This is a genomic window from Gluconobacter aidae (assembly GCF_009547075.1).
Lineage (GTDB): Bacteria > Pseudomonadota > Alphaproteobacteria > Acetobacterales > Acetobacteraceae > Gluconobacter > Gluconobacter aidae.
In genome coordinates this window covers 21762-43204 of record NZ_WIPH01000011.1, presented here as the reverse complement: position 1 = coordinate 43204, position 21443 = coordinate 21762, and the positions used below count along the sequence as shown (strand labels likewise).

Sequence of the window (21443 nt, the reverse complement as noted above, 5' to 3'; positions counted from 1 at the left end):
CTCCGGCGGGTCTGGTCATCAGTCTTCATCAGCGGCCATGGGTTTCGGTTCAACGAACCGGGCCGTGAGGATGGATACCTCGTACAGGGCGACGAGGGGAATGGCGAGGCTCAGCATCGTAATCGCATCAGGTGGGGCGATCACGGCGGCCACCGCAAAGGACGCAACAACGGCATAGCGGCGGAAGCGCTTGAGCTGCGCCACGCTCAGCAGGCCAACACGCACCAGCAAGGTCAGGACGACGGGCAGTTCGAAACAGACTCCGAACGCCAGGATCATTTTCGTGACCAGCGTCAGATATTCCGAGACCTTGGCCTGAAGCTCGATCTGCATGCCGCCATTGGTGCTCTGCGGTGTCTGGAACGACAGGAAGAACTGCCATGCGTAGGGAAACACCACGTAATAGGCGAGTGCCGCGCCGATCAGGAACATGACGGGCGTTGCGATCAGGAACGGGGCAAAGGCCCGTTTCTCGCTGCGATACAGGCCGGGCGCGATGAAAATCCAGGCCTGGATGGCGATCATGGGAAAGGACAGGCAGGTCGCACCGAAAACGGCCACGCGGATATAGGTGAAGAAGGCCTCGTACAGCGCGGTATAGATCAGGTGCGGCTGTTCCCCGTTCTTGCGCATGATGTTGCCGAGCGGGGCTGCCAGAAACCGGTAGATCTCGCCCGAAAAATGATAGCAGATGGCAAACGCGATCACGAAGGTCACGATGGACCAGATCAGCCGTTTGCGCAGCTCCACGAGATGCTCGAGGAGCGGCATCGGCGTATCATTGATGCTGTCGGTATCGGTCATTCGCCGTCCTTTCCGCTCGCAATGGGAACGCGCCGGCCGGCATGAATGGCGCGGACGGGCGGCAGGATGTCAGGCGCCCGCCAGCGGGAGCGCTCATGCAGGAGCCGTCTTGCCGTGCTGGGTGGCAGAATGGACGGAGCGTCCACGACATCGTCGTTGGGTTCGGGTTCAGGTTCGACAGGCAGATCCACGGCCGGCTCGAACTGCGGACGGGCATTATAGGGCACCGTTTCCAGATCGGTCAGTGGCGGCGGCGGAAGCGGTGGTGCCGGCGGAACTTTCGGCAGATCGGCGGCGGACGCTTTTGCGGGCGTGTCGAGTTCCAGACTGCGGCGGATGGAATTGTCGCCGTCGATGGCCTTCGTGACACGGTCGCGCAGGTTGAAGTTCTTCAGGTCCCGGAACTGGTCGCGCGCTTCGGAGAGGTCGGCTTCACGGACCATCTCGTCCACATGGGACTGGAATTCAGCCGCCATGCGCCGCATCGCCTTCAGCCCGTTCGAAAGGGTGCGGATGGCAACCGGCAGGTCCTTCGGGCGGATGAAGACCATCGCCACCATCACGAACAGCGCGATTTCCGAGAAACTGAAGTCAAACATGCATCATTCCTAGCCTGTCTGTTCCGTTCCGCCTACGCCAGAAGCATCGTTTGCATCGTCTTCTGCTTCCGTGGGCGCGCGGTCCAGCAGGAAGTCTTCCCGGCGGGGCAGCCCCCACAGATCCGGCAGACCGAAACTTTCCAGAAAATTGGCCGTGGTGCCCCACAGAACCGGACGTCCGGGAACTTCTTTGCGGCCTTTGGGGGCAATCAGACTGTCTTCCAGAAGGGCGTCGAGCACCGCCTGCCCGAGCGAGACGCCACGGATAGCCTCGATTTCCGCGCGGGTGCAGGGCTGGTGATAGGCGATGATGGCCAGCGTTTCCATCGCGCCGCGACTCAGGCGACGGGGCTTTTCCACGACTTTGGTCAGGGCGGACGCGAATTCCGACCGGGTGTGGAACTGCCATCCCCCCGCGACCAGCACCATTTCCACCGCATGATCAGCGTAGCGGCTCCGCACAGCCTCAAGCGCCTCTTCGACGGGCACGGGGATGGATTGTGCAGTCAGAAGCTCGGCAATGGCCGCAGGCTTTACGGGCTCAGGGCTGGCGAAAACGAACGCCTCCACAAGAAGACAGGCGCGGTCGAGCATTGCAAAATTCGTCATGAGGGCGTGGCCGCCCGCCATTCGATTTCCCCGAACGCTTCGGGCTGGCGCAGCTCAAGCGCCCCGCCCTTCGCCATTTCCAGTCCTGCGAGCAGCGTGCCTGCGAGAGCAGCATTGCGCCCGTAAGGCCCTTCTTCACCGTCCAGTTCGTCCGGGTCCGGCAACAGGGACGTCAGGGTCTGCCAGCCGACAACATGATCGGTCCCGAGCAGGCGCTTGAGGCGGGACAGCGCATCCTGCACGCTCCAGTACCGGCGGGCACGCGGGGCATAGACGCGCCTGCGCCCCGTTCTGCGGCGGGCGGAAAGGTAGGCCGTAATCAGCGCAGGCATGTCCACACGCAGGCCAGAGCGGTCGATTTCGGTATGGTCCTCGCCCTGCCCGCGCCGGAACACGTCCAGACCCAGACGGGGCTGTTCCGCCAGCCAGCGGGCAGCGGCGCGCATCCGTTCGAGTTCGATCAGGCGTTCCTGAAGCAGCTCGATGGCGTCTTCGGCGTCCGGGTCCTCGTTTTCGGCAGGCAGGAGCAGCTTGGATTTCAGCCAGGCGAGCCACGCCGCCATAACCAGCCAGTCCGCCGCCAGTTCCAGCCGCAGGCTCCGCGCTTCCGCACGGGCCTTGTCCACGACGGCCAGATACTGCTCCACCAGTTGCAGGATGGAGATTTTCGCCAGATCCACCTTCTGCCTGCGGGCCAGATCGAGGAGCAGATCGAGCGGCCCCTCAAACCCGTCAAGCGTCAGATGCAGTGTGTCGCTCAAACGCCAGCTCTCAGAACTGGGCTGGCGTACAGGCGACGGATTGTGCGTGCAGCTTCACACAGTAAGCCCGCGCAGCTTTCAGATCCGCAAATCCGCCGATCCGCAGACGCACGAATGTATGGTCGCCACGCGTGGTCTTTTCAAACAACGGCGTGTGCCCGGCGAGCAGGGCCGGAGCCTGATGGCGCAGACTGTCCCATTCCTTGCGGGCCGCGGCTTCACTGTCGAGCGCGCCGAGCTGCACTTCATGCGAGCCACCGGCCGTCTCGGTTTTCTCCGCAGCCGGAGCGGCAGTTTTGGGCGATGCGACAGCATCGGGATTGGGCACAGGCGCGGGCAGCGGCTTCTCCACCGGTCGCGGCGCATGATGGACCGGCGCGTCTTCCTTTTTCGGCGCTTCCTTGACAGGGGCCGGCTTCGGAGCTTCCGCAGATGTGGCGTTCGAATTCTGCGGCTTTTCCGGAACCGTGGCCGGCAGCGCGGTTCCCGGAGACATCTGTCCCGTATCGGCGGGGGCAGCCGCTTCAGGCGGGATCGCAGGCGTCTGGGCCGTCGAAGCCTTGTCCAGAGTGGCCACTTCCTGTGCCGGGGCATCCGCTTTCGGGGCAGCCGTTCCCTGGGCAGGCGCCTCCGGGGCCGGTGTGCCAGGAGGGACACCGTACTGACGGGCCAGCGCCTTCGTATCGGGCTGCTCGGGGCCGGGTGCAAGATGTGCCTCGCCGTTGCCGGTCATGTCGGTTTCGCCATCGTCGCCGCTCATGATCTGCATCCCGCCCGGATCGGCCGGACGGTCCTTCACGGGGCCCGGTGGCGGACCGATGATGGGGATGCCACCGTGATGGCTGCCCATGAGCGACCAGCCGCCAACTGCCAGCATCAGCACGACGCCGATACCGACCGCGCCACCAACCAGCTTGCGCGTGGCGGGATCGTTGCCCAGCACGGATGTCAGACGCCCGGTTCCGGAGGCTCCCCCGGCAGCGGCGGGGCGACGGCGCGGCGGGGGCTCGTCGTCATAATCGTTGCTCAGCCGCTCGCGGTCGAAGCGTGCCTGCGGGCGTGGTCCGGAAGCCGGACCCGCAGGCTGTTTCGGAGTACGGGCGTAATCGCCCGGATCGGGGCGATTGCGATCCTGATCGTTTTCCGGGGTCATCGCATTTCCTCCACCGGCACGACGCCGAGAATGGTGAGAGCACAGCGCAGTGTTCCCGCAATAGCCGAAACCAGCGCCAGCTTGGCGAGGCTGGTTGCGCGGTCGTTCTCGTGCAGGAAACGCAGGGTGGTGTCTTCGCGGCCCCGGTTCCACAGGGCGTGGAAATCAGAAGCCAGATCAATGCAATAGGTCGCGATCCGGTGCGGCTCACGCGCTGTCGCAGCAGCTTCGACACTACGCGGGAACGCGGCCAGACGGCGCAGGACAGCCAGTTCGACGTCCGAAGACAGGTTGGTCAGATCGGCTTCACACAATGCTTCCGGCGTCACGGACTCCGCGCCAAACATCATCTCGGCCGAGCGCAGGACCGAGCGGCAGCGAGCATGGGCGTACTGGACGTAGAACACCGGATTGTCGCGCGTCTGGGCGACGACAGCATCCAGATCGAACTCCATCTGCGCATCGGCCTTGCGGGTCAGCATCGTAAAGCGCACGGCGTCGCGGCCGACTTCGTCCAGCAGATCGCGCAGCGTCACGAACGTTCCAGCGCGCTTGGACATCTTCACCGGCTCGCCGTTCTTCACGACGCGCACGATCTGGCACATCACGACTTCAAAGCCGGTCTTGCCATCCGTCAGGGCGGATATGGCGGCGCGCATGCGGGAAACATAGCCGCCATGATCGGCGCCGAGGACGTCGATCAGGACGTCGGCCTTCTCGGCCTTCTGGGCGTGATAGCCGATATCGTTGGCGAAATAGGTGTTGGTGCCGTCGGATTTGCGGAGCGCGCGGTCCTGATCGTCGCCGAATTCGGTGGAGCGGAAGAGCGTCTGCGGACGGGCTTCCCAGTCTTCCGGCATCTTGCCCTTGGGCGGCTCCAGCACGCCTTCATAAAGCAGGCCCTTGCTGTCGAGCTTTGCGATTGCGGCATCCACACGGCCACTGGCCAGCGTTTCGGCTTCGCTGGCGAAGACTTCGTGCGAAATGCCGAGCGCTTCCAGATCCTCGCGGATGGCCGCCATCATCTGTGTGAGGGCTGCACGGCGCACGGTTTCGAACCAGACGGACGGATCAGCGGGGCCACCTTCGGCATTGGCGAGCGCGCGACCATGCGTCTCAGCAATGCTTTGCGCGACCGGGATCAGGTATTCGCCCTGATATTGCAGGCCGTTCGGGGTCAGCGGGCTGAAATCGTCTGCGGAAATTTCCGTGCCGATCACCTGAAGATATCGCCAGTATGTGGCCCAGGTCAGGGCGACGACCTGCGTGCCGGCATCGTTGATATAGTATTCGCGCGTCACCGGGCTGCCTGCGGCTTCGAGCAGGTTTGCCAGCGCATCGCCGACCACCGCACCACGGCAATGACCGACATGCATCGGGCCGGTCGGGTTGGCGGAGACGTATTCCACGTTCACGCGCGTCCCCTGCCCCATCGTGGAGCGGCCGTAGCGATCGCCCGCCTTCAGCACGGAGACGGCCACGCCCTGAAGGACTTCGGGCTTGAGCGTCAGGTTCACGAAGCCCGGACCGGCGGCTTCGGCCTTCGCGATCTCCGGAAGTTCGGAGAGCTTCGCGACCAGTTCGGCAGCAATATCGGCAGGCTTGCGACGTGCGGGCTTGGCGGCCAGCATCGCAGCATTTGTGGCCATATCGCCGTGGGACGGGTCACGGGTGGGGGTCAGATCGACGCGCTGCACCACCTCTTCCGGCAGGCCGGGGACGACCGATCGCAGAGCATCGCACACCTGGACCCGGGTGCGGGCAAAGAGACAGTCAGTCGTAAGGGTCGTGGTGTCAGCGGCCATTTCAGCTCGATTCCTGTAACGCGTCTTCAAATCAGAGGCTCTATCAGCCCAGCACGGAGAGGTCCGTCAACCGTCGATGTTCTTCCATCGCGAAACGATCGGTCATTCCGGCAATATAATCGGCCACCAGACGCCTGCGCTGTACGTCATCGGCGGCTTTCGCCCGCCCCCGCAGCGGATCAGGCAGAAGGCCGGGATCTTCGGACAGGATGTCGAAGATTTCCCGGACCGCGATCCTGGCCTTGCGCGCCATGCGGTTGACGCGCCAGTGCCGGTACATGCGGGCATAGAGGAACTTGCGGATGGCCTTGTTGGCCTCGCGCATTTCCGGACTGAACGCCACGACCGGATATCCGGCATGGCGGATATCGTCAGCCGATTGCGGGTTGAGCGCCTCAAGATTCCGGCGTGTCTGATCCGTCAGATCGGTGGCGAGCTGGTTGATGACGACGCGGATGGTTTCGTGACGCACGCGCTGCGCCTGATCGGACGCCTCACGCCCGATCTGCCGCTCCATGTCGCGCGACCGGCGCAAAGCATCCCCGACCAGCGGCAGGTCTTCGATATCCTCGAAGGACAGCAGCCCGGCGCGCAGACCGTCATCGAGATCATGGCCGTGATAGGCGATATCGTCCGACATGGCGGCAACCTGCGCTTCAGCCGAAGCATGGCTTTGCAGATCCAGATGGTGCTTGGCGTCGTATTCCGCGAAATAGGGTGTCGGGCGTTTGACCGGGCCGTTATGTTTGGCCAGCCCCTCCAGCGCTTCCCATGTCAGGTTCAGACCATCAAAAGCGTGGTACCGGGCTTCGAGCGCGGTCACGAGGCGCAGGGACTGGGTGTTGTGGTCGAAGCCGCCCCAGTCCTTCATCGCGAGCGCGAGGGCGTCTTCCCCGGCATGGCCGAACGGCGTGTGGCCGAGATCGTGAGCAAGCGCCACGGTCTCCGTCAGGTCCTCATTGAGGTCCAGATTGCGGGCAATGGAGCGGGCGATCTGCGCGACTTCGAGCGAATGCGTCAGGCGCGTGCGGAAAAAATCGCCTTCATGGTTGATGAAGACCTGTGTCTTGTATTGCAGGGTGCGGAACCCGGCGGAATGGAGCACGCGGTCACGGTCTCTCTGCCAGGGGGAGCGGACGGGGCTTTCCACTTCGGGATAGAGCCGTCCCCTGTAGCCTGAGGGGAAGCCGGAGTCCTTTACCGCGTAGATCGCTACCATCAAGACATGTCCTGTGTGTGAGCTGCCTGGCTGTGACCCCTGCCCCGAAGCCTCATGGCCGGTAAAGCGCCGTTTCCGGCCGGATCACGGTTTCATTCTACGCCAGCCCGGCGTGCGTGCAACCACTGGACCTTTGCCCTCGACGCCGCTCTGACCATATAATCAGGACCGCAGCCGTCTTGCTGCTCCAGCAGGGTCCAGCCGCCTTTTCAGATTCCGGGAACACACGCCCATGTCCGACACCGTGCCTTTCAGCATCTCCGCCAGCGCCGCCGCCCGCATCAAGGAGATCATCGCAGCCCAACCCGAACCTGAGGGGCTCGCGCTGCGCGTTGCGGTTCTGGCCGGAGGGTGCAACGGGTTTCAGTATCAGTTCAAGCTGGAACGCGATCAGGCCGCGGATGATGTCGTCATCGAACGTGATGGGGCGAAAGTGTTCGTGGATACGACCAGCCTTGATCTGCTGGAAAACGCCGAACTGGAATTCGTGGACAAGCTGATGGGCGCGCATTTCACGGTCACGAACCCCAATGCCGCATCGTCCTGTGGCTGCGGCACCAGCTTCTCGCTGGCCTGATCCGATGAATGCCACGCCCTTCACCTTCGCAAGCTGGAACATCAATTCCATCCGCGCCCGCGCCCATCATGTTCAGGACTGGCTGGAGCGTCATCCGGACTGTGACCTGCTGTGCCTTCAGGAAATCAAATGCGAGGACAGCCAGTTTCCGGCCGTGTTCGCAGAAGCCGGGCTACATGTCGCGACGTCGGGGCAGAAAGCCTATAATGGCGTGGCCCTGATCGGACGCCGGCCTTTCACGGTAACACACCATACGCTTCCGGGCTTCGATCATCCGTCCGCCCGCTATATCGAGGCGGAACTCGACGATATCACGATCGGCAATCTGTATCTGCCCAACGGCAATTCCGGCGGGGAAGACGGTTACACGACCAAGCTGGCGTTTTTCGATGCTCTGGCGGAACGCGCGCGCGTTCTGCTCGATGCGGAAAAGCCCTTCGCGTTCATCGGCGACTTCAATGTCTGCCCGACGGACGAGGATCTGGCTCCCGGCGCCCTCTCCCCGGATGACGCGCTGGTGCGCCCCGAGACGCGGGCGGCTTTCCGCAGGCTGGAATGGATGGGGCTGACGGATGCCCTGCGCGCCCTGCATCCCACCGGTCGGCATTATACGTACTGGGACTATCAGGCGGCAGCGTTCCAGCGGAACTCAGGGCTGCGGATCGACCATGCGCTGCTGTCTCCCCGCCTGACGCAACGGCTGAAATCCTTCGTGATCGACAGGGACGAGCGCGCGAAGGAAAAGGCCTCCGATCACGTTCCGGTCCTGGTCACGGTCTGACAGCACAAGGGGGCCGGAGACACGGCTCCGGCCCCTGCCCGTATCAGGCGTGACGGAGATTGAATCGTCGCGTCAGATGGCCCGGCTGCCACTGGTAGCCGTTCCCGTTCCAGCGCCAGTGCCCCGGAATCCAGCGCATGTCGCCATGATGGGGCGGGACAGGTTCAGGCAGAACATGCGGGGGCGGAGGCGGCTGGCGGTAAGGGCCGCTATAGGGCACGAACTGTGCATGGGCTGTTCCCGTCATTGGCGCAATCGCCATCGTACCTGCAAACAGGGCGGAAACAGCCAAGATCCCTGACAGATGTTTCAGCATCAATGCTCTCCTTTCCATGACGCCTTGTCACGGAAAGATGATGCACGGCTTGTGTTGGCACGCCTGAGGCGCATCTGTGGCGGAATCCGGGCAATGCATAATTTTATGTTTCCGGATTTCCTGATCTCCGCATAACCGCAAAAAAAGGCCCTTCCCGTGGCAGGAAGCGCCCCTTTTTCAGGTATCCGGTGGACCGCGATCAGTTCAGGAAGGGCTTGCCTTCATGAGCGACCAGCAGGTCATGCAGATCGGTGGCATGATCTTCCTCGTCGGCCAGGAAGCCTTCGAGCATGATGCGGGTCGTGGGGTCATTGTCGCCGAAATAGCGGATCAGTTCCTGATAATGCTCGATCACGACGCGCTCGGCGATCAGATCCTGCTTCACCATTTCGACCAGGTTACCGCCATTGCCGTATTCGGTCGCGGAACGCGTGGCCAGACCTTCCGGATTGAAGTTGGGTACGCCGCCAAGCTGATCGATGCGGTTCGCAGCCGCCAGCATGTGCTTGCGCTCGGAGGCCGCGTGTTCGTTGAACTCTGCTCCGACGCTCTCGCTGGTCAGACCTTCAACGGAAATGGCATGCATCGTGTAGCGCAGGACGCAGACCAGTTCAGTCGCCACAACGGCCTGAAGGATGTCGATCGTCGTTTTGACGTCACCCTTATAGGTGGCGGTCACCGCACCGTCATCGAGAGATTTCTTTGCGTTTGCGCGCAGCGTCTGCACGTCTGTCAGGAAGGCGTTCTTCTTGTCGTCGGCCATTGGAGTGTCTGCCTTGAAGATTGGAATCTGTTTCTCCAACGAGAGAAATGACGAAGTGTTGCAGACGATATGAAAAAACCGGCATCTCCCGAAAGGAAGATGCCGGTTCTGAAACAGCAGATAAGACTGCGTCAGGCTTACTTGCTGGCGGTCGGCTTGGGCTTCGGCAGGTCCAGAGCCAGATGCAGTTCCTTCAGACGAGCCGGCTCGACCGGGGCCGGCGCTTCCATCATCAGGTCTTCGCCGCTCTGGTTCAGCGGGAAGAGAATGACTTCACGGATGTTCGGCTCATCGGCCAGCAGCATCACGATACGGTCCACGCCCGGCGCTGCACCACCATGCGGCGGAGCACCGTAACGGAAGGCGTTCAGCATGCCGCCGAAACGCTCTTCCACGACTTCGGGGCCGTAGCCTGCGATTTCAAACGCACGCAGCATGACATCCGGCAGATGGTTCCGAATGGCGCCCGAAGACAGCTCCACGCCGTTGCAGACGATGTCGTACTGATAGGCGTTGATCGTCAGCGGGTCCTGCGTGTTCAGCGCCTCAAGACCACCCTGCGGCATGGAGAACGGGTTGTGCGAGAAGTCGACCTTCCCGGTTTCCTCGTTCAGCTCATACATCGGGAAGTCCACGACCCAGCAGAAGCGGAACGCGTTCTTCTCGATCAGGTCCAGCTCGGTTGCGACCTTGGTGCGGACGACGCCGGAGAACCTGGCAACTTCGTCCCCCTTGCCTGCGGCGAAGAACACGGCGTCACCAGCCTTCAGGCCACAGATTTCACGGATGCTCTCGACGCGATCGGCTTCGAGGTTCTTGGCGATCGGCCCCTTGCCGCCTTCTTCTTCGAAGATGATGTAGCCCAGACCACCGGCACCGTTTTCACGGGCCCAACTGTTCAGCTTGTCGAAGAAGCCGCGCGGACGATCACCCGCACCCGGAGCCGGAATGGCGCGGATCTGGCCACCCGAGGCCGCGATCTTGGCGAACAGACCGAAACCGGAATCGCGGAACGCTTCCGTCACATCCTTGATGATTAGCGGGTTCCGCAGATCCGGCTTGTCGGAGCCGTAGTCACGCATGGCGTCGGCATACGGAATGCGCGGGAATGCGCCGTCCGTGATCTTCCAGCCTTCGGGCGTGAACTCGTTGAATACGCCGGCGAGGACGGGTTCGAGCACCGTGAAGACGTCTTCCTGCGTGACGAAGGACATCTCGAAATCGAGCTGATAGAACTCGCCCGGACTACGGTCGGCACGGGAGGCTTCATCGCGGAAGCAGGGGGCGATCTGGAAGTAGCGGTCGAAACCCGCAACCATGGCGAGTTGCTTGAACTGCTGCGGAGCCTGCGGCAGGGCGTAGAACTTGCCCGGATGCAGACGCGCCGGGACGAGGAAGTCCCGCGCGCCTTCGGGGGACGAAGCCGTCAGGATCGGGGTCTGGAACTCGGTAAAACCCTGCTCGATCATGCGGCGGCGCAGGCTCGTGATGACCTTGCTGCGGAGCATGATGTTCTGGTGCATCTTGTCGCGGCGCAGGTCGATGTAGCGGTACTTCAGGCGCAGGTCTTCGGGATAGTTCTCGTTTCCCGCCACCTGGAACGGCAGCACTTCAGCGCTGGAGCGGACCTCAAGGGCATCGGCCAGAACCTCGACGTCACCGGTCGGCAGGTTCGGGTTGCGCTGGGAGCCGTGACGCACCACGACCTTGCCGGTCACGGTAATGACGCTCTCGACGCGCAGGCGCTCGGCCTTTTCCAGCAGGTCCGTGCCGGCGGGAATGACGATCTGCGTGACGCCGTAATGGTCCCGCAGGTCGATGAACAGCAGGCCGCCATGATCGCGCTTGCTGTGCACCCAGCCGGAAAGACGGACAATCTGCCCGGCATTCTCCTCACGCAGGGCGCTACAGTCATGGGTGCGGTATGGATGCATGTCGGGCCTCTTCAACGTCCTGTGCGGATAAGTGGGCGCAGGAAGCCGGGACGGCCCTCTTATGTCAAGTTTTCTGCGACCTCGGAGGCGCGTTCAGGTCTTTTCCTGCATGAAACCATCGAAATCGACCGCAGCCCGCGCCATGTCGGCGGCATGCCCGGCCCCGGCCAACGCGATCGGCCTGCCGTCTTTGAGATAGGTCGCGAGGAACCTGAAACCGCGGATATCGCCTTCCAGCGTCACGTTATCAAAGCTCTCGCCCCATCCCAGAAGCTCGATCTTCTTACCGAACTGCTGCGTCCAGAACCACGGCATCGGCACGTTCGGGGTGTCATGTCCCATCATCGCGAGCGCGGCGATCCGCCCCTGCACTTCAGCATGACGCCAGTGCTCGATTCGCCGCGGTGCGCCGTCATGGAAAACGGCGGAGGCATCCCCGGCCGCATATACGCCGAAACAGACCCCGGCCTCGCCGCCTCTGGTCACGCGCATCTGACCGTTCACGACAATCGCACCGCTCTCATCGCGCTCCAGACCCGACACATAATCCGTGGCGGGTGTCACACCCACGCCCAGCAGCACGAAAGCGGCAGGCAGACGGGTGCCGTCGTCGAGTTCCACACCGGACGCCGTTCCATCCCTGCCGTCCTCGGCATAGATTTTCGTGACCCGCGCATCCGAGACAAATGCCACGCCGTTTTCTTCATGAAGCTGCCGCAGACGGATACCAATTTCCCGACCGAACTGCTTTTCCATCGGGATCTCGCTGTCGGAGATGATGGTCACGCCCACACCGCGCTGACGCAGGGACGAAGCCGTTTCGAGCCCGATGAACCCTGCCCCCACGATCGTTACCGCCAGATCGGGATCCAGAATGGCGCCGATCCGTTCCGCATCCGCCTCACGATGCAGCGTGTAGACGCCCTTCATGTCCACGCCCGGAATATCCGGCTTTCTGGTCACGGCCCCCGTGGCGATCAGGACATGATCGGCCGTCAGTTCCGTCCCGTCCTGTAGTCTGGCCGTGCGGGTCTGCGGATCGAACCACGCCACATGTCCGCGGACACGGGTAATGCCGCGTTCGCTGTAGAACTCCTCGTCGCGCACCGGCGGCGCGTGTGCCTTTTCGGATTCGCTGACGAGGACGGTCTTGCTCAGGGCCGTGCGGTCGTAAGGAAGATCCTTTTCCTCGCTGAGCATCGTGATGGTGCCGGCAAATCCCTCTGCCCGAAGCGTCACCGCCGCGCTGACGGCCGCGGCTCCGGCTCCGAGAAGCAGAACGCTCTCGTTTTCCTGCCGTTTTTCCGGAGCCTGACGCTGCTTCGCCCTCAGCCCGACCAGAACCCGGCCATCAACGATCTGGACCGGGTACTGCGGCAGGGGATCAAGTGCCAGTGGTTCGACGAGGCTGCCATCCGTCGCATCAAAAACCGCCTTGTGCCACGGACAGACCAGCACGCTGCCTTTTTCCGTCCTGCAAAAAGCCCCCTGCTCCAGCGGCGCCTCCTTATGAGGACATTTTCCGGCGAAACCATGCACATTCTCCCCATCCCGGATGAGAACCACCGGCGTGCCATCCAGGGAAAACGGCGTAATCGCCCCGTCTTCAAGCGCATCAAAAGCGCAGAGATCGCGGAAATCGGCGTTCGGGGCGGATTGGGACATCGGATATGGCCTCCCGGCTGGGAAATGGGGACAGTCATGAAAGCGAACGCAGCATAGGCCGCCGGGTTGGCAAACATCAAAAAACCCGCCCGGACACGCGGTCCGGACGGGCTTTGAATGATGCCTGCCTGAGAGGGGCAGCCTCAGAACATGTCGTCGAAGCCGCCGCCGTCACCGCCACCGAAATCTCCGCCACCGCCAGCATCACCGCCGCCAAAGTCGGAATCGGAGAAGCTGCCGGCATCGGTCCCGGCGCCGCCGAAAGGATCGGAGGCCGAGGCATCACCGCCATAGTTGTTGATGATGGTGTCACCACCCGCGCCCCAGCCACCGGCAGCGTCGCCACCACCATGATGATCGGAGAACAGACCTTCGAGCGCATTGGCGGCCATCATACCGCCAGCCACACCCGCGGCTGTCGTCAGGGCCGAGCCAAGGAAGCCCGAACCACCGCGCTGGAACATACCCGGCTGATAGCCCGGCGGATAGGCATATTGCTGCTGCGGCATGAAGTTCGGCGGCGGAGTGGCCTGCGAACCCCAGCCCGGCGGCGGTGCCGACTGCTGCGGACGGTTGCCGCCACCGAACAGACCACCGAACAGCCCGGGCCTGGAACCGCCCGACTGCTGCACCTGCGCAAGCTGCTGCTGGGCCTGCTGAAGCTGGAACTCAAGCTGGCGGATACGGTTCTGCGCCTGTGCAAGCGCCGCTTCCTGCACCACGGCCATCTGGGTGATGCGATAGCGGGCTTCCGGATATTTCTGGAAGTTGTCGGCAATGAAGCGGTCGGCTTCAGGGTCGATCGGCGGCAGGGGCGCGGCCGGTGGCTGTCCAGGCCCCGTGACCTGCGGCCCTCCCCCGACACGGGCGACGAAACGGGCGATCAGATCGCGTTCTTCGTTGTTCATCGTCATCATCCTTCCAGATGAAGAAATTGCAGAGCGTCAATCATATGATGCACCCGCGCCCAGTCTACAAGATCGGCGAAAGGACGCTCCCTTCCGGTTGAGGGCCTGTGCCTGTAAGGTGCGCCAGATTTCTGCCAACCGGAGCCTATCGAATTGTCTGCGACCCGGCCGCTCTGCTTTCAGGACCTGATCCTGCGCCTTCATCAATTCTGGTCCGAGAAGGGCTGCGCCATTTTGCAGCCCTACGATACCGAACTCGGAGCAGGCACGCTCTCCCCTCACACCACGCTTCGCGCGCTCGGTCCCAAGCCGTGGGCCGCCGCCTATGTGCAGCCCTGCCGCCGTCCGTCTGATGGCCGCTATGGCGAGAACCCGAACCGTCTTCAGCACTATTACCAGTATCAGGTGCTGCTCAAGCCAACACCGGAAGACAGCCAGCAGCTTCTGCTCGACAGCTATCGCGCCATCGGGATCGACCCCGAACTGCACGATATCCGATTCGTCGAAGATGACTGGGAAAATCCGACCATCGGCGCCTGGGGACTGGGCTGGGAAGTCTGGTGTGACGGGATGGAAGTCTCGCAGTTCACCTATTTCCAGCAGGTTGGCGGCATTCCGACCGTCATGCCGTCGACGGAGCTGACCTACGGGCTTGAGCGTCTGGCGATGTATGTGCAGGGCGTCGAGAACGTCTACGACCTCGATTTCAACGGCCACGGCCTGAGCTATGGCGACGTGTTCCTGCGTGCCGAGCAGGACTATTCGCGCCATAATTTCGAACTCGCCGACACGCAGATGCTGCTGACCCATTTCAACGATGCCGAGCGTGAGTCCCTGCGTCTGGCCGAGGCGGGCGTCGCCCAGCCCGCCTATGACCAGTGCCTCAAGGCCTCGCATCTGTTCAATCTGCTCGATGCGCGGGGCGTGATTTCCGTGTCCGAGCGCGCCTCCTATATCGGGCGCGTCCGAGCGCTTGCCAAAGCCGCCTGCGACGCCTGGCTCGCCGGTGAGGAGGAGACGTCCCATGGCTGAACTCTTTATCGAACTGTTCAGCGAGGAAATCCCCTCCGGCATGCAGGCCCGCGCGGCCGATGATCTGGGTTCGCTGCTGACGAAGGCGCTGGATGGCCTGAACCCGCGCGATCTGCGCACGTTCTTCGGCGCCCGTCGCATTGCTGCGGTTCTGACCGTCGATGCCGAAATCCCGGCCCGCAGCGTATCCGAACGTGGCCCGCGCGAAGGTGCGCCGGAAAAAGCGCTGGAAGGCTTCACCCGCAAGCATGGCGTCACACCGACGGATCTGACGCTGGAAAACGGCTTCTGGGTTCTGAACAAGTCGCTCGATCCGGTGAGCGCGGAAAGCCGCGTATCCGAGGCCGTGCCGGATCTGCTATGGAAGTTCCCCTGGCCGAAATCCATGCGCTGGGGTGCGGGATCGAACTTCACCTGGGTTCGTCCACTGCGCCGGATCGCGTGCCTGCTGGACGGGCATGTCGTACCGTTCGCCCTCGCCCGTGACGGAGATGACGCGCATGGTCTGAAGGCGTCCAACCTCTCCGAAGGCCATCGCTTCCTTGCACCCGGCGCGTTCGAGATCCTGTCCGCCTCGCAGTGGCAGGACGAGCTTGAAACGCGCTCGGTCATCGTGGACATGGACAGCCGCCGCGACATGGTGCGCACCGGCGTGGCGCGCCTGGCAGACCAGCATGGCATTACGGTCGTGCAGGATGACGGGCTGGTCGATGAAGTCTGCGGGCTGGTCGAATATCCGGTGCCGCTGCTGGGTAAAATCGACGCGGCGTTCATGGATCTGCCTGCGGAAGTGATGCAGGTCTCCATGCGGATCAACCAGCGCTATTTCGCCCTGCGCAATCCGGACGGCAAAGCCGCGCCGTACTTCGCATTCGTCGGCAATCTGCCGTTCAAGGACGGCGGCAAGCTGACCACGGCGGGCAATGAGCGCGTGCTTCGCGCCCGTTTTGCCGATGCGCGGCATTTCTGGGATCTGGACCGCAAGACGAAACTGGCCGACCGGGTTCCGGCTCTTGCGGCCGTGACGTTCCATGCCAGACTCGGCACACAGGCTGAACGCGCCGAGCGGATCTCGAAGCTTGCGGGCACCGTAGCGCAGGCCATGGGGCTTGATGGCGCGCAGATCGCCCAGGCCGAACGCGCGGGTCTGCTGGCCAAGGCGGATCTGACGACCGGGATGGTCGGCGAGTTCCCCGAGCTTCAGGGCGTCATGGGCGGCTATTACGCCGCGCATGATGGCGAGGACGAGGCCGTGTCCCGTGCCGTGGCCGAGCATTACCTGCCACGCGGCCAGTCCGATGAGACGGCCAAAGCGCCGGTTTCGGTCGCTGTGGCTCTTGCGGACCGGCTGGACCTGCTGGCCGGCTTCTTTGCCATCGGTGAACTGCCGAGTGGTTCGGGCGATCCGTATGCGCTGCGCCGTGCAGCACTCGGCATCATCCGCACGATCCGTGACAACGGGCTGCGTCTGGACCTGACGGAACTGTTCGCACAGGCCGCCAATGGCAGGACGGGTGGCGAACTGGCCAAGCTGCCGGACTTCATTGCCGAGCGTCTGCGCGTGCAGCTTCGCAGCGAGGGCGAACGGCATGACGTGCTGGCCGCAACGCTGGCCGGTAGTCTCGATGGCGATCTGGTGCGACTTCTGGCCCGGACCTCGGCGCTCTCGGAGATGATCCAGACGGAAGACGGGCGCAACCTGCTCGCCGCCGCCAAGCGTGCCGCCAACATCCTGCGCATCGAGGACAAGAAGGACGGTCCGCATACCGGCGCGCCCGATCCGTCTCTCTATACGCAGGACGAGGAACGCGCTCTCGCTACGGGTCTGGATCAGGCCGTCCCCGCGATTGAAACAGCTCTCAAAGAAGAGCGTTTCACTGATGCGATGCAGGCCATTGCGGCCCTGCGCCCGACGCTGGACCGGTTCTTCGAAGCGGTGACGGTCAATGCGCCCGAGCCGGAAGTGCGGGCCAACCGCCTCAAACTGCTGTCCCGCTTCCGCGAGACAACATCCCTGATCGCCGATTTCGGCCAGATCGAGGGCTGAGACGATGGGAGCGTGGTGGTCCGGGTCCGTCACCACGCTTCCCACGATGGAATAGAGCGCGTCCCCCAGCGGACCGGATGCGGATACTCTCCAAATCAGCCCTCCATGTCTCCCAAACGTGACTGCCTTTAGCGCACAAGATGGTTCATATCTGAACATCTCTTCCTACGTTGCGCAGATGAAAGAGGCACAGCCATGGTCGGCATGTCCACTCCTCAGACGACTGAAGCTCTGGTGATTCATGAAAAGGGCGATCTGCGGCTTGAGGCTGTTTCCGTCCCGCCGCTCAAAGCGGGACAGGTTCTGGTGCGCCCCGCCTGGGGCGGCATCTGTGGATCAGACATGCATTATTTCCTGCATGGCGGCGCGGGGGCTTCCGTTTTGCGTGAGCCGATGATTCTGGGCCACGAGATTTCCGGAATCGTGGAAGCTGTTGGCCCGGACGAAACGCGCTTCCGAATTGGGGATGCGGTTGCCATTCATCCCGCCCGGCCCTGTGGACACTGCCCTGAGTGCGAACGCGGCGCGAAACATCTCTGCCAGAACATGCGCTTTTTTGGCAGCGCGGCGTTTCTTCCCCATACGAATGGTGGTTTTCGGCGGGACATGGTCGTCGAAGCATCCCAGCTTTATCCGCTGCCAGCGGGTCTGGACGTCAAGCGCGCCAGCCTTGCCGAACCTTTCTCCGTGGCGCTGCATGCCATTACCCGCGCTGGCGATGTCAAAGACAAACGCATCCTGGTCCAGGGCGCAGGCCCAATTGGCGCCCTGATCATCGCCGGACTGAAAGTGACTGGTGCTTCAGAAATCGTCGCGACCGATCTTCAGGACTTTGCGCTGGATGTTGCGCGCAAGCTGGGTGCGACCACGACCATCAACACGGCCCGTGATAATCATGACACGGAATATGACATCGTCTTTGAAGCGACAGGTGTCATTCCTGCCCTTCCCACAGCCATCGCGCGTACGCGCAAAGGCGGGATCCTTGTGCAGGTAGGGATTTTTCCACCAGGGGATGTGCCCGCCCCCCTGGGACAGATTATTGCACGGGAAATCGACTACCGGGGAACATTCCGCTTCGATGAAGAGTTCGCGGAGGCGCTCAAGATCCTGGCGGATAATCCGTGGATTGCGGATGGTCTCGTCACCCACAGCTTTCCACTCACTCAGTATAAAGCCGCTTTTGACGCTTCTCTGGACCGGAAAAGCTCGTCCAAGGTTCTTCTTGAACTCTGAAAGATCAGTCCTCATCGTCTTCCTGACCCGGATCACGCTCGTTTCGGTGAACCCAGGCGGACATGAGCAGGCCGAAGCCGAACATCATCGTCAGCATGGCCGAACCACCATAGGAAATCAGCGGCAGCGGCACCCCCCCGACCGGGATCGCCCCCATGACCATCGACAGGTTCACGGCGCAGTACAGGAAGAAATCCATCGCAATGCCCAGACCCAGCAGGCGCCCGAACTGATTGCGGCTGCGGATCGCAATGAGCATCCCCCCCATGACGAGCGTTCCGAGCAGGGTGATGACGGCGATCCCGCCGACAAAACCCCATTCTTCCCCGATCATGGTGAAGATGAAGTCCGTCTGTTTTTCCGGCAGGAAATTCAGCTGTCCCTGACTGCCATGCAGGTATCCCTCGCCCCACACACCGCCTGATCCGAGCGCGATCTTGGACTGGATGATGTTGTAGCCCGCACCGAGCGGGTCATGTTCGGGGTGCAGGAAGGTGTCGATCCGGGCCTTCTGGTAGTCGTGCAGATGGCTGTAGATGAACTTTCCCATGAACGGCAGCGGCGCCACGAGCAGCGCGATCTGCCACAGCCGCATCCCGGCCGCGAAGAACATCGTCGCTCCGATGAGGCCGATGATGGTGGCCGTTCCGAGGTTGGGCTCCTTGAGCACCAGCAGAACCGGCAGCAATGTCAGGAGCGCGGGCGGGATCAGGCGCAGCGGATTGCCCATCCGCTCGTTGCCAATGCGATGAAACCAGGTCGCCAGCATCAGGACGAGGCCGATCTTGGCGAATTCGGAAGGCTGGAACTGCATGCCCGCCAGATTGATCCAGCGCTCAGCCCCCTTCCCCACATGCCCCATCCGCAGCACGAGGGCGAGGAGCGTGACCGAGAGCAGATAGAGCGGGACCGACGCCATGCGCAAAATACGCGGACTGACGAGCGAAACAGCGATCATCATCACCAGCCCAAAGCCGAACCGCACCATCTGCGGCCCGGCAAACGGCTTTGCCGAGCCACCGCCCGCGGAATAGAGCGCGATATAGCCCACACCCGCCAGCACACAGACCAGCAGGACATACAGCCAGTTGACCTGAAGCAGACGTGCCATCGGGCGGAAATCGGGTTCGGCCCGCAGGAGCCGCCGGTCGGACTTGAGAAAGCCGAACGTGTTCAGGCCGTTGCGTTTCATTGCGTCGCTCCCCGCTCCGACTGATCGTCTGCAACGGGACTATCCGTGGGAGCGGAAGCGCTTGCTTCGACAGGGACGGACGGCGTTTGCGTCTCCGCAGGTGGTTGTGGAGCGGCAGGCCGGACGTCGCTGGCCGGATCGCGCAGCAGGGTATCGGTCATAATGAGTTTGGCGAGCGGAGCGGCTTCGTCCGCGCCTGCATTGCCATGTTCCACCACCACCGCGACGGCATATTTCGGGTTATCGTATGGCGCAAAGCAGATGAACAGCGCATGGGGACGGTATTCCCACGGCAGGCTCATGGAATTGAAATGCCCGGATTCACGCAGTGCCCGCGACACGCGCCGGACCTGCGCCGAGCCTGTCTTTCCGGCCATCTGGATGCCCGGCAGATCCAGACGTGCCTTGGGGGCGGTGCCATGCGGTTCGTTGACGACCGCAAACATACCGCCGCGCACGACATCCAGAAATGCCGGTGACAGATCGACCTTTGGCACCGTTTCGTCCGGTGCCATGGCGGAAAGCTGGCCCCTGGTCGGCCGCCTCAGATGCGGCTGAATGTTTCGGCCCGATGCGATACGGGAGGCATAGGTCGCAAGTTCCAGAGGCGTGACCTGCACGAAGCCCTGCCCGATACCGGCATTGACCGTGTCGCCACCGTTCCAGTGGAAACCGTGCTTCTGCCGCCATTCCGGCGTAGGAATGACACCGGAGCGGACATGCGGCAGTTCGATCCCCAGCTTGACGCCCAGCCCCATCGCATTGCCCACGGCCTGGATCGGGTCCATGCCGCAGCGGCGGGCCACTTCGTAGAAATAGACATCGCAGGAATATTTCAGACCTTCGCGCATGTTGATGAGGCCATGGCCCCAGCGGTTCCAGCAATGAAAGCGCACCCCGCCGAGATCGTAATATCCCGGACAGTTGAAACGGTCCTGCGCCGTAACGGAACCGGATTTCAGGGCTGCAAGGGCCACGGCGGGCTTGAAGGTCGAACCGGGCGGATAAAGACCGGACACGGCCTTGTCCACCAGCGGCGTGCGCGGGTCATTCGCCCATTCATTCCACTGCGCGTGGCTGACACCGGAGTCAAACAGCGACGGATCGAAGGACGGTGTGCTGACCATCGCCATCACCTCGCCATTGCGGCAGTCCATGACCACCGCACTGGCCACACGATCTTCAAGGCGGTTGAGCACCTGCTGCTGGAGCACGGAATCCAGCGTCAGGCGGACATCCTCGCCCTGCTGGCCTTCCACGCGATCGATCTCGCCAATGACACGACCGACCGCGTTGACTTCCATCTCAACGGAGCCTGGCTCTCCGCGCAGCACGGCCTCCTGCGTCTGCTCGATCCCGGCACGTCCGACGCGCATGCCCGGAAGCGAGAGCGTCGTGTCCCGGGCCACGTCCTCTTCGTTGGGAGGGGCGACATAGCCCACAATATGGGCCGTCAGGTCCTTGAACGGATAAAGCCGCGTCGATCCGACATCGACCAATACGCCCGGCAGCGAGGGCGCATTGAGTTCAATGCGCGCCATGTCGTCCCAGGACAGGAATTCGTGCAGCGTGACGGGGACGTATTTGTGGACGTGGCGCAGATCACGCTCGATACGCGCGCGGTCATGCTCGTCCAACGGTACAATCTGGGAAAAACGCTCGATGACGGCCGGAATATCGGTCGTTTCTTCCGGCATCAGAAGCGCGCGCCAGCTCACCTTGTTATCTGCCAGCGCCACACCGAAACGGTCATGGATTGTGCCTCGCGCCGGAGCGAGCAGGCGTTTGCTGGTCCGGTTACGCTCGGCAAGCTGGCGCAGATGCCCCCCGTCCACGACCTGAAGTGTGTAGAGCCTCCGCCCCAACACTCCCAGAACCCCGGCCTGCACCGCCATGACCAGCAGCGCCCGGCGCGTGAAGACGCCACGCCCCGATCGCACGGGCTCAGCCTGGTGCTTGTGGCGTATCCGCGGCCGGAAAGGGTTGTTTCGGAAAAACATCAGCGCAGGAATTCAGAATCCGGAAAAGAAAGCGGCTCTCCG

General features: G+C 62.8%; 19 protein-coding genes. 5 read left to right on the top strand and 14 right to left on the bottom strand.

The annotated features are described in order from the left end of the window. Positions 1 to 18: 18 nt before the first annotated feature. From tatC to GFJ39_RS06840, 7 genes are read right to left on the bottom strand one after another with little or no spacing between them, the layout of a single operon-like run. Positions 19 to 804 (bottom strand): twin-arginine translocase subunit TatC, encoded by a 786-nt coding sequence (gene tatC, locus GFJ39_RS06870; protein ID WP_153430639.1) that lies wholly within the window; start codon positions 802 to 804, stop codon positions 19 to 21. Next, positions 801 to 1403 (bottom strand): twin-arginine translocase subunit TatB, encoded by a 603-nt coding sequence (locus GFJ39_RS06865; RefSeq protein ID WP_153430638.1) that lies wholly within the window; start codon positions 1401 to 1403, stop codon positions 801 to 803. Before GFJ39_RS06865 ends, tatC begins: the two co-directional genes overlap by 4 nt. 9 nt (positions 1404 to 1412) lie before the next feature. After that, on the bottom strand, positions 1413 to 2012 hold the full coding sequence (gene scpB, locus GFJ39_RS06860; RefSeq protein ID WP_407645871.1) for an SMC-Scp complex subunit ScpB: 600 nt from the start codon (positions 2010 to 2012) through the stop codon (positions 1413 to 1415). Continuing rightward, positions 2009 to 2773: a segregation and condensation protein A gene (locus GFJ39_RS06855; protein WP_153430636.1), complete on the bottom strand. Its 765-nt coding sequence runs from the start codon at positions 2771 to 2773 to the stop codon at positions 2009 to 2011. Before GFJ39_RS06855 ends, scpB begins: the two co-directional genes overlap by 4 nt. A 10-nt stretch (positions 2774 to 2783) precedes the next feature. After that, complete coding sequence (locus GFJ39_RS06850) at positions 2784 to 3926, bottom strand: SPOR domain-containing protein (protein ID WP_153430635.1); 1143 nt, start codon at positions 3924 to 3926, stop codon at positions 2784 to 2786. After that, positions 3923 to 5731 carry an arginine--tRNA ligase gene (gene argS / locus GFJ39_RS06845; protein ID WP_153430634.1) on the bottom strand — a complete coding sequence of 603 codons (1809 nt, stop codon included), beginning with the start codon at positions 5729 to 5731 and terminating at the stop codon, positions 3923 to 3925. Before argS ends, GFJ39_RS06850 begins: the two co-directional genes overlap by 4 nt. 43 nt (positions 5732 to 5774) lie before the next feature. Then, positions 5775 to 6950: a deoxyguanosinetriphosphate triphosphohydrolase gene (locus GFJ39_RS06840; protein WP_153430633.1), complete on the bottom strand. Its 1176-nt coding sequence runs from the start codon at positions 6948 to 6950 to the stop codon at positions 5775 to 5777. A 232-nt stretch (positions 6951 to 7182) separates the two neighbouring features. On the opposite strand from GFJ39_RS06840, the gene GFJ39_RS06835 reads away from it, so the two are divergent. Beyond that, positions 7183 to 7527 (top strand): HesB/IscA family protein, encoded by a 345-nt coding sequence (locus tag GFJ39_RS06835; RefSeq protein WP_153430632.1) that lies wholly within the window; start codon positions 7183 to 7185, stop codon positions 7525 to 7527. Between the two features lie 4 nt (positions 7528 to 7531). Continuing rightward, on the top strand, positions 7532 to 8308 hold the full coding sequence (xth, locus tag GFJ39_RS06830) for an exodeoxyribonuclease III (RefSeq protein ID WP_153430631.1): 777 nt from the start codon (positions 7532 to 7534) through the stop codon (positions 8306 to 8308). 43 nt (positions 8309 to 8351) lie between these two features. On the opposite strand, the gene GFJ39_RS06825 is transcribed toward xth, so the two are convergent. From GFJ39_RS06825 to GFJ39_RS06805, 5 genes are all read right to left on the bottom strand, one after another. After that, positions 8352 to 8624 (bottom strand): YXWGXW repeat-containing protein, encoded by a 273-nt coding sequence (locus tag GFJ39_RS06825; RefSeq protein ID WP_153430630.1) that lies wholly within the window; start codon positions 8622 to 8624, stop codon positions 8352 to 8354. Between the two features lie 199 nt (positions 8625 to 8823). After that, positions 8824 to 9387 (bottom strand): ferritin-like domain-containing protein, encoded by a 564-nt coding sequence (locus GFJ39_RS06820; RefSeq protein WP_062456268.1) that lies wholly within the window; start codon positions 9385 to 9387, stop codon positions 8824 to 8826. 137 nt (positions 9388 to 9524) lie between these two features. Then, positions 9525 to 11321 carry an aspartate--tRNA ligase gene (gene aspS, locus GFJ39_RS06815; protein ID WP_153430629.1) on the bottom strand — a complete coding sequence of 599 codons (1797 nt, stop codon included), beginning with the start codon at positions 11319 to 11321 and terminating at the stop codon, positions 9525 to 9527. A 93-nt stretch (positions 11322 to 11414) separates the two neighbouring features. After that, positions 11415 to 12986, bottom strand: a complete 1572-nt coding sequence (locus tag GFJ39_RS06810; protein ID WP_153430628.1) for an FAD-dependent oxidoreductase — start codon at positions 12984 to 12986, stop codon at positions 11415 to 11417. A gap of 143 nt (positions 12987 to 13129) precedes the next feature. After that, positions 13130 to 13894 carry a DUF2076 domain-containing protein gene (locus tag GFJ39_RS06805; protein WP_153430627.1) on the bottom strand — a complete coding sequence of 255 codons (765 nt, stop codon included), beginning with the start codon at positions 13892 to 13894 and terminating at the stop codon, positions 13130 to 13132. Positions 13895 to 14047: 153 nt separating this feature from the next. On the opposite strand from GFJ39_RS06805, the gene GFJ39_RS06800 reads away from it, so the two are divergent. From GFJ39_RS06800 to GFJ39_RS06790, 3 genes are all read left to right on the top strand, one after another. Then, entirely contained in the window at positions 14048 to 14926 is an 879-nt protein-coding gene (locus tag GFJ39_RS06800; RefSeq protein ID WP_153430626.1) for a glycine--tRNA ligase subunit alpha, read from the top strand. Beyond that, positions 14919 to 16973, top strand: coding sequence for a glycine--tRNA ligase subunit beta (gene glyS, locus GFJ39_RS06795; RefSeq protein WP_153430625.1), 2055 nt, complete (start codon positions 14919 to 14921; stop codon positions 16971 to 16973). Before GFJ39_RS06800 ends, glyS begins: the two co-directional genes overlap by 8 nt. A gap of 195 nt (positions 16974 to 17168) precedes the next feature. Continuing rightward, complete coding sequence (locus GFJ39_RS06790) at positions 17169 to 18209, top strand: L-idonate 5-dehydrogenase (protein ID WP_153430624.1); 1041 nt, start codon at positions 17169 to 17171, stop codon at positions 18207 to 18209. Between the two features lie 4 nt (positions 18210 to 18213). Here GFJ39_RS06790 and rodA read toward each other — a convergent pair whose 3' ends face one another. Next, a complete protein-coding gene (gene rodA / locus GFJ39_RS06785) occupies positions 18214 to 19401 on the bottom strand; it encodes a rod shape-determining protein RodA (protein WP_153430623.1) in 1188 nt (395 codons plus the stop codon). Further along, a complete protein-coding gene (gene mrdA, locus GFJ39_RS06780; RefSeq protein WP_153430622.1) occupies positions 19398 to 21401 on the bottom strand; it encodes a penicillin-binding protein 2 in 2004 nt (667 codons plus the stop codon). The genes rodA and mrdA overlap by 4 nt, the downstream gene beginning before the upstream one ends. Positions 21402 to 21443: the final 42 nt, after the last annotated feature.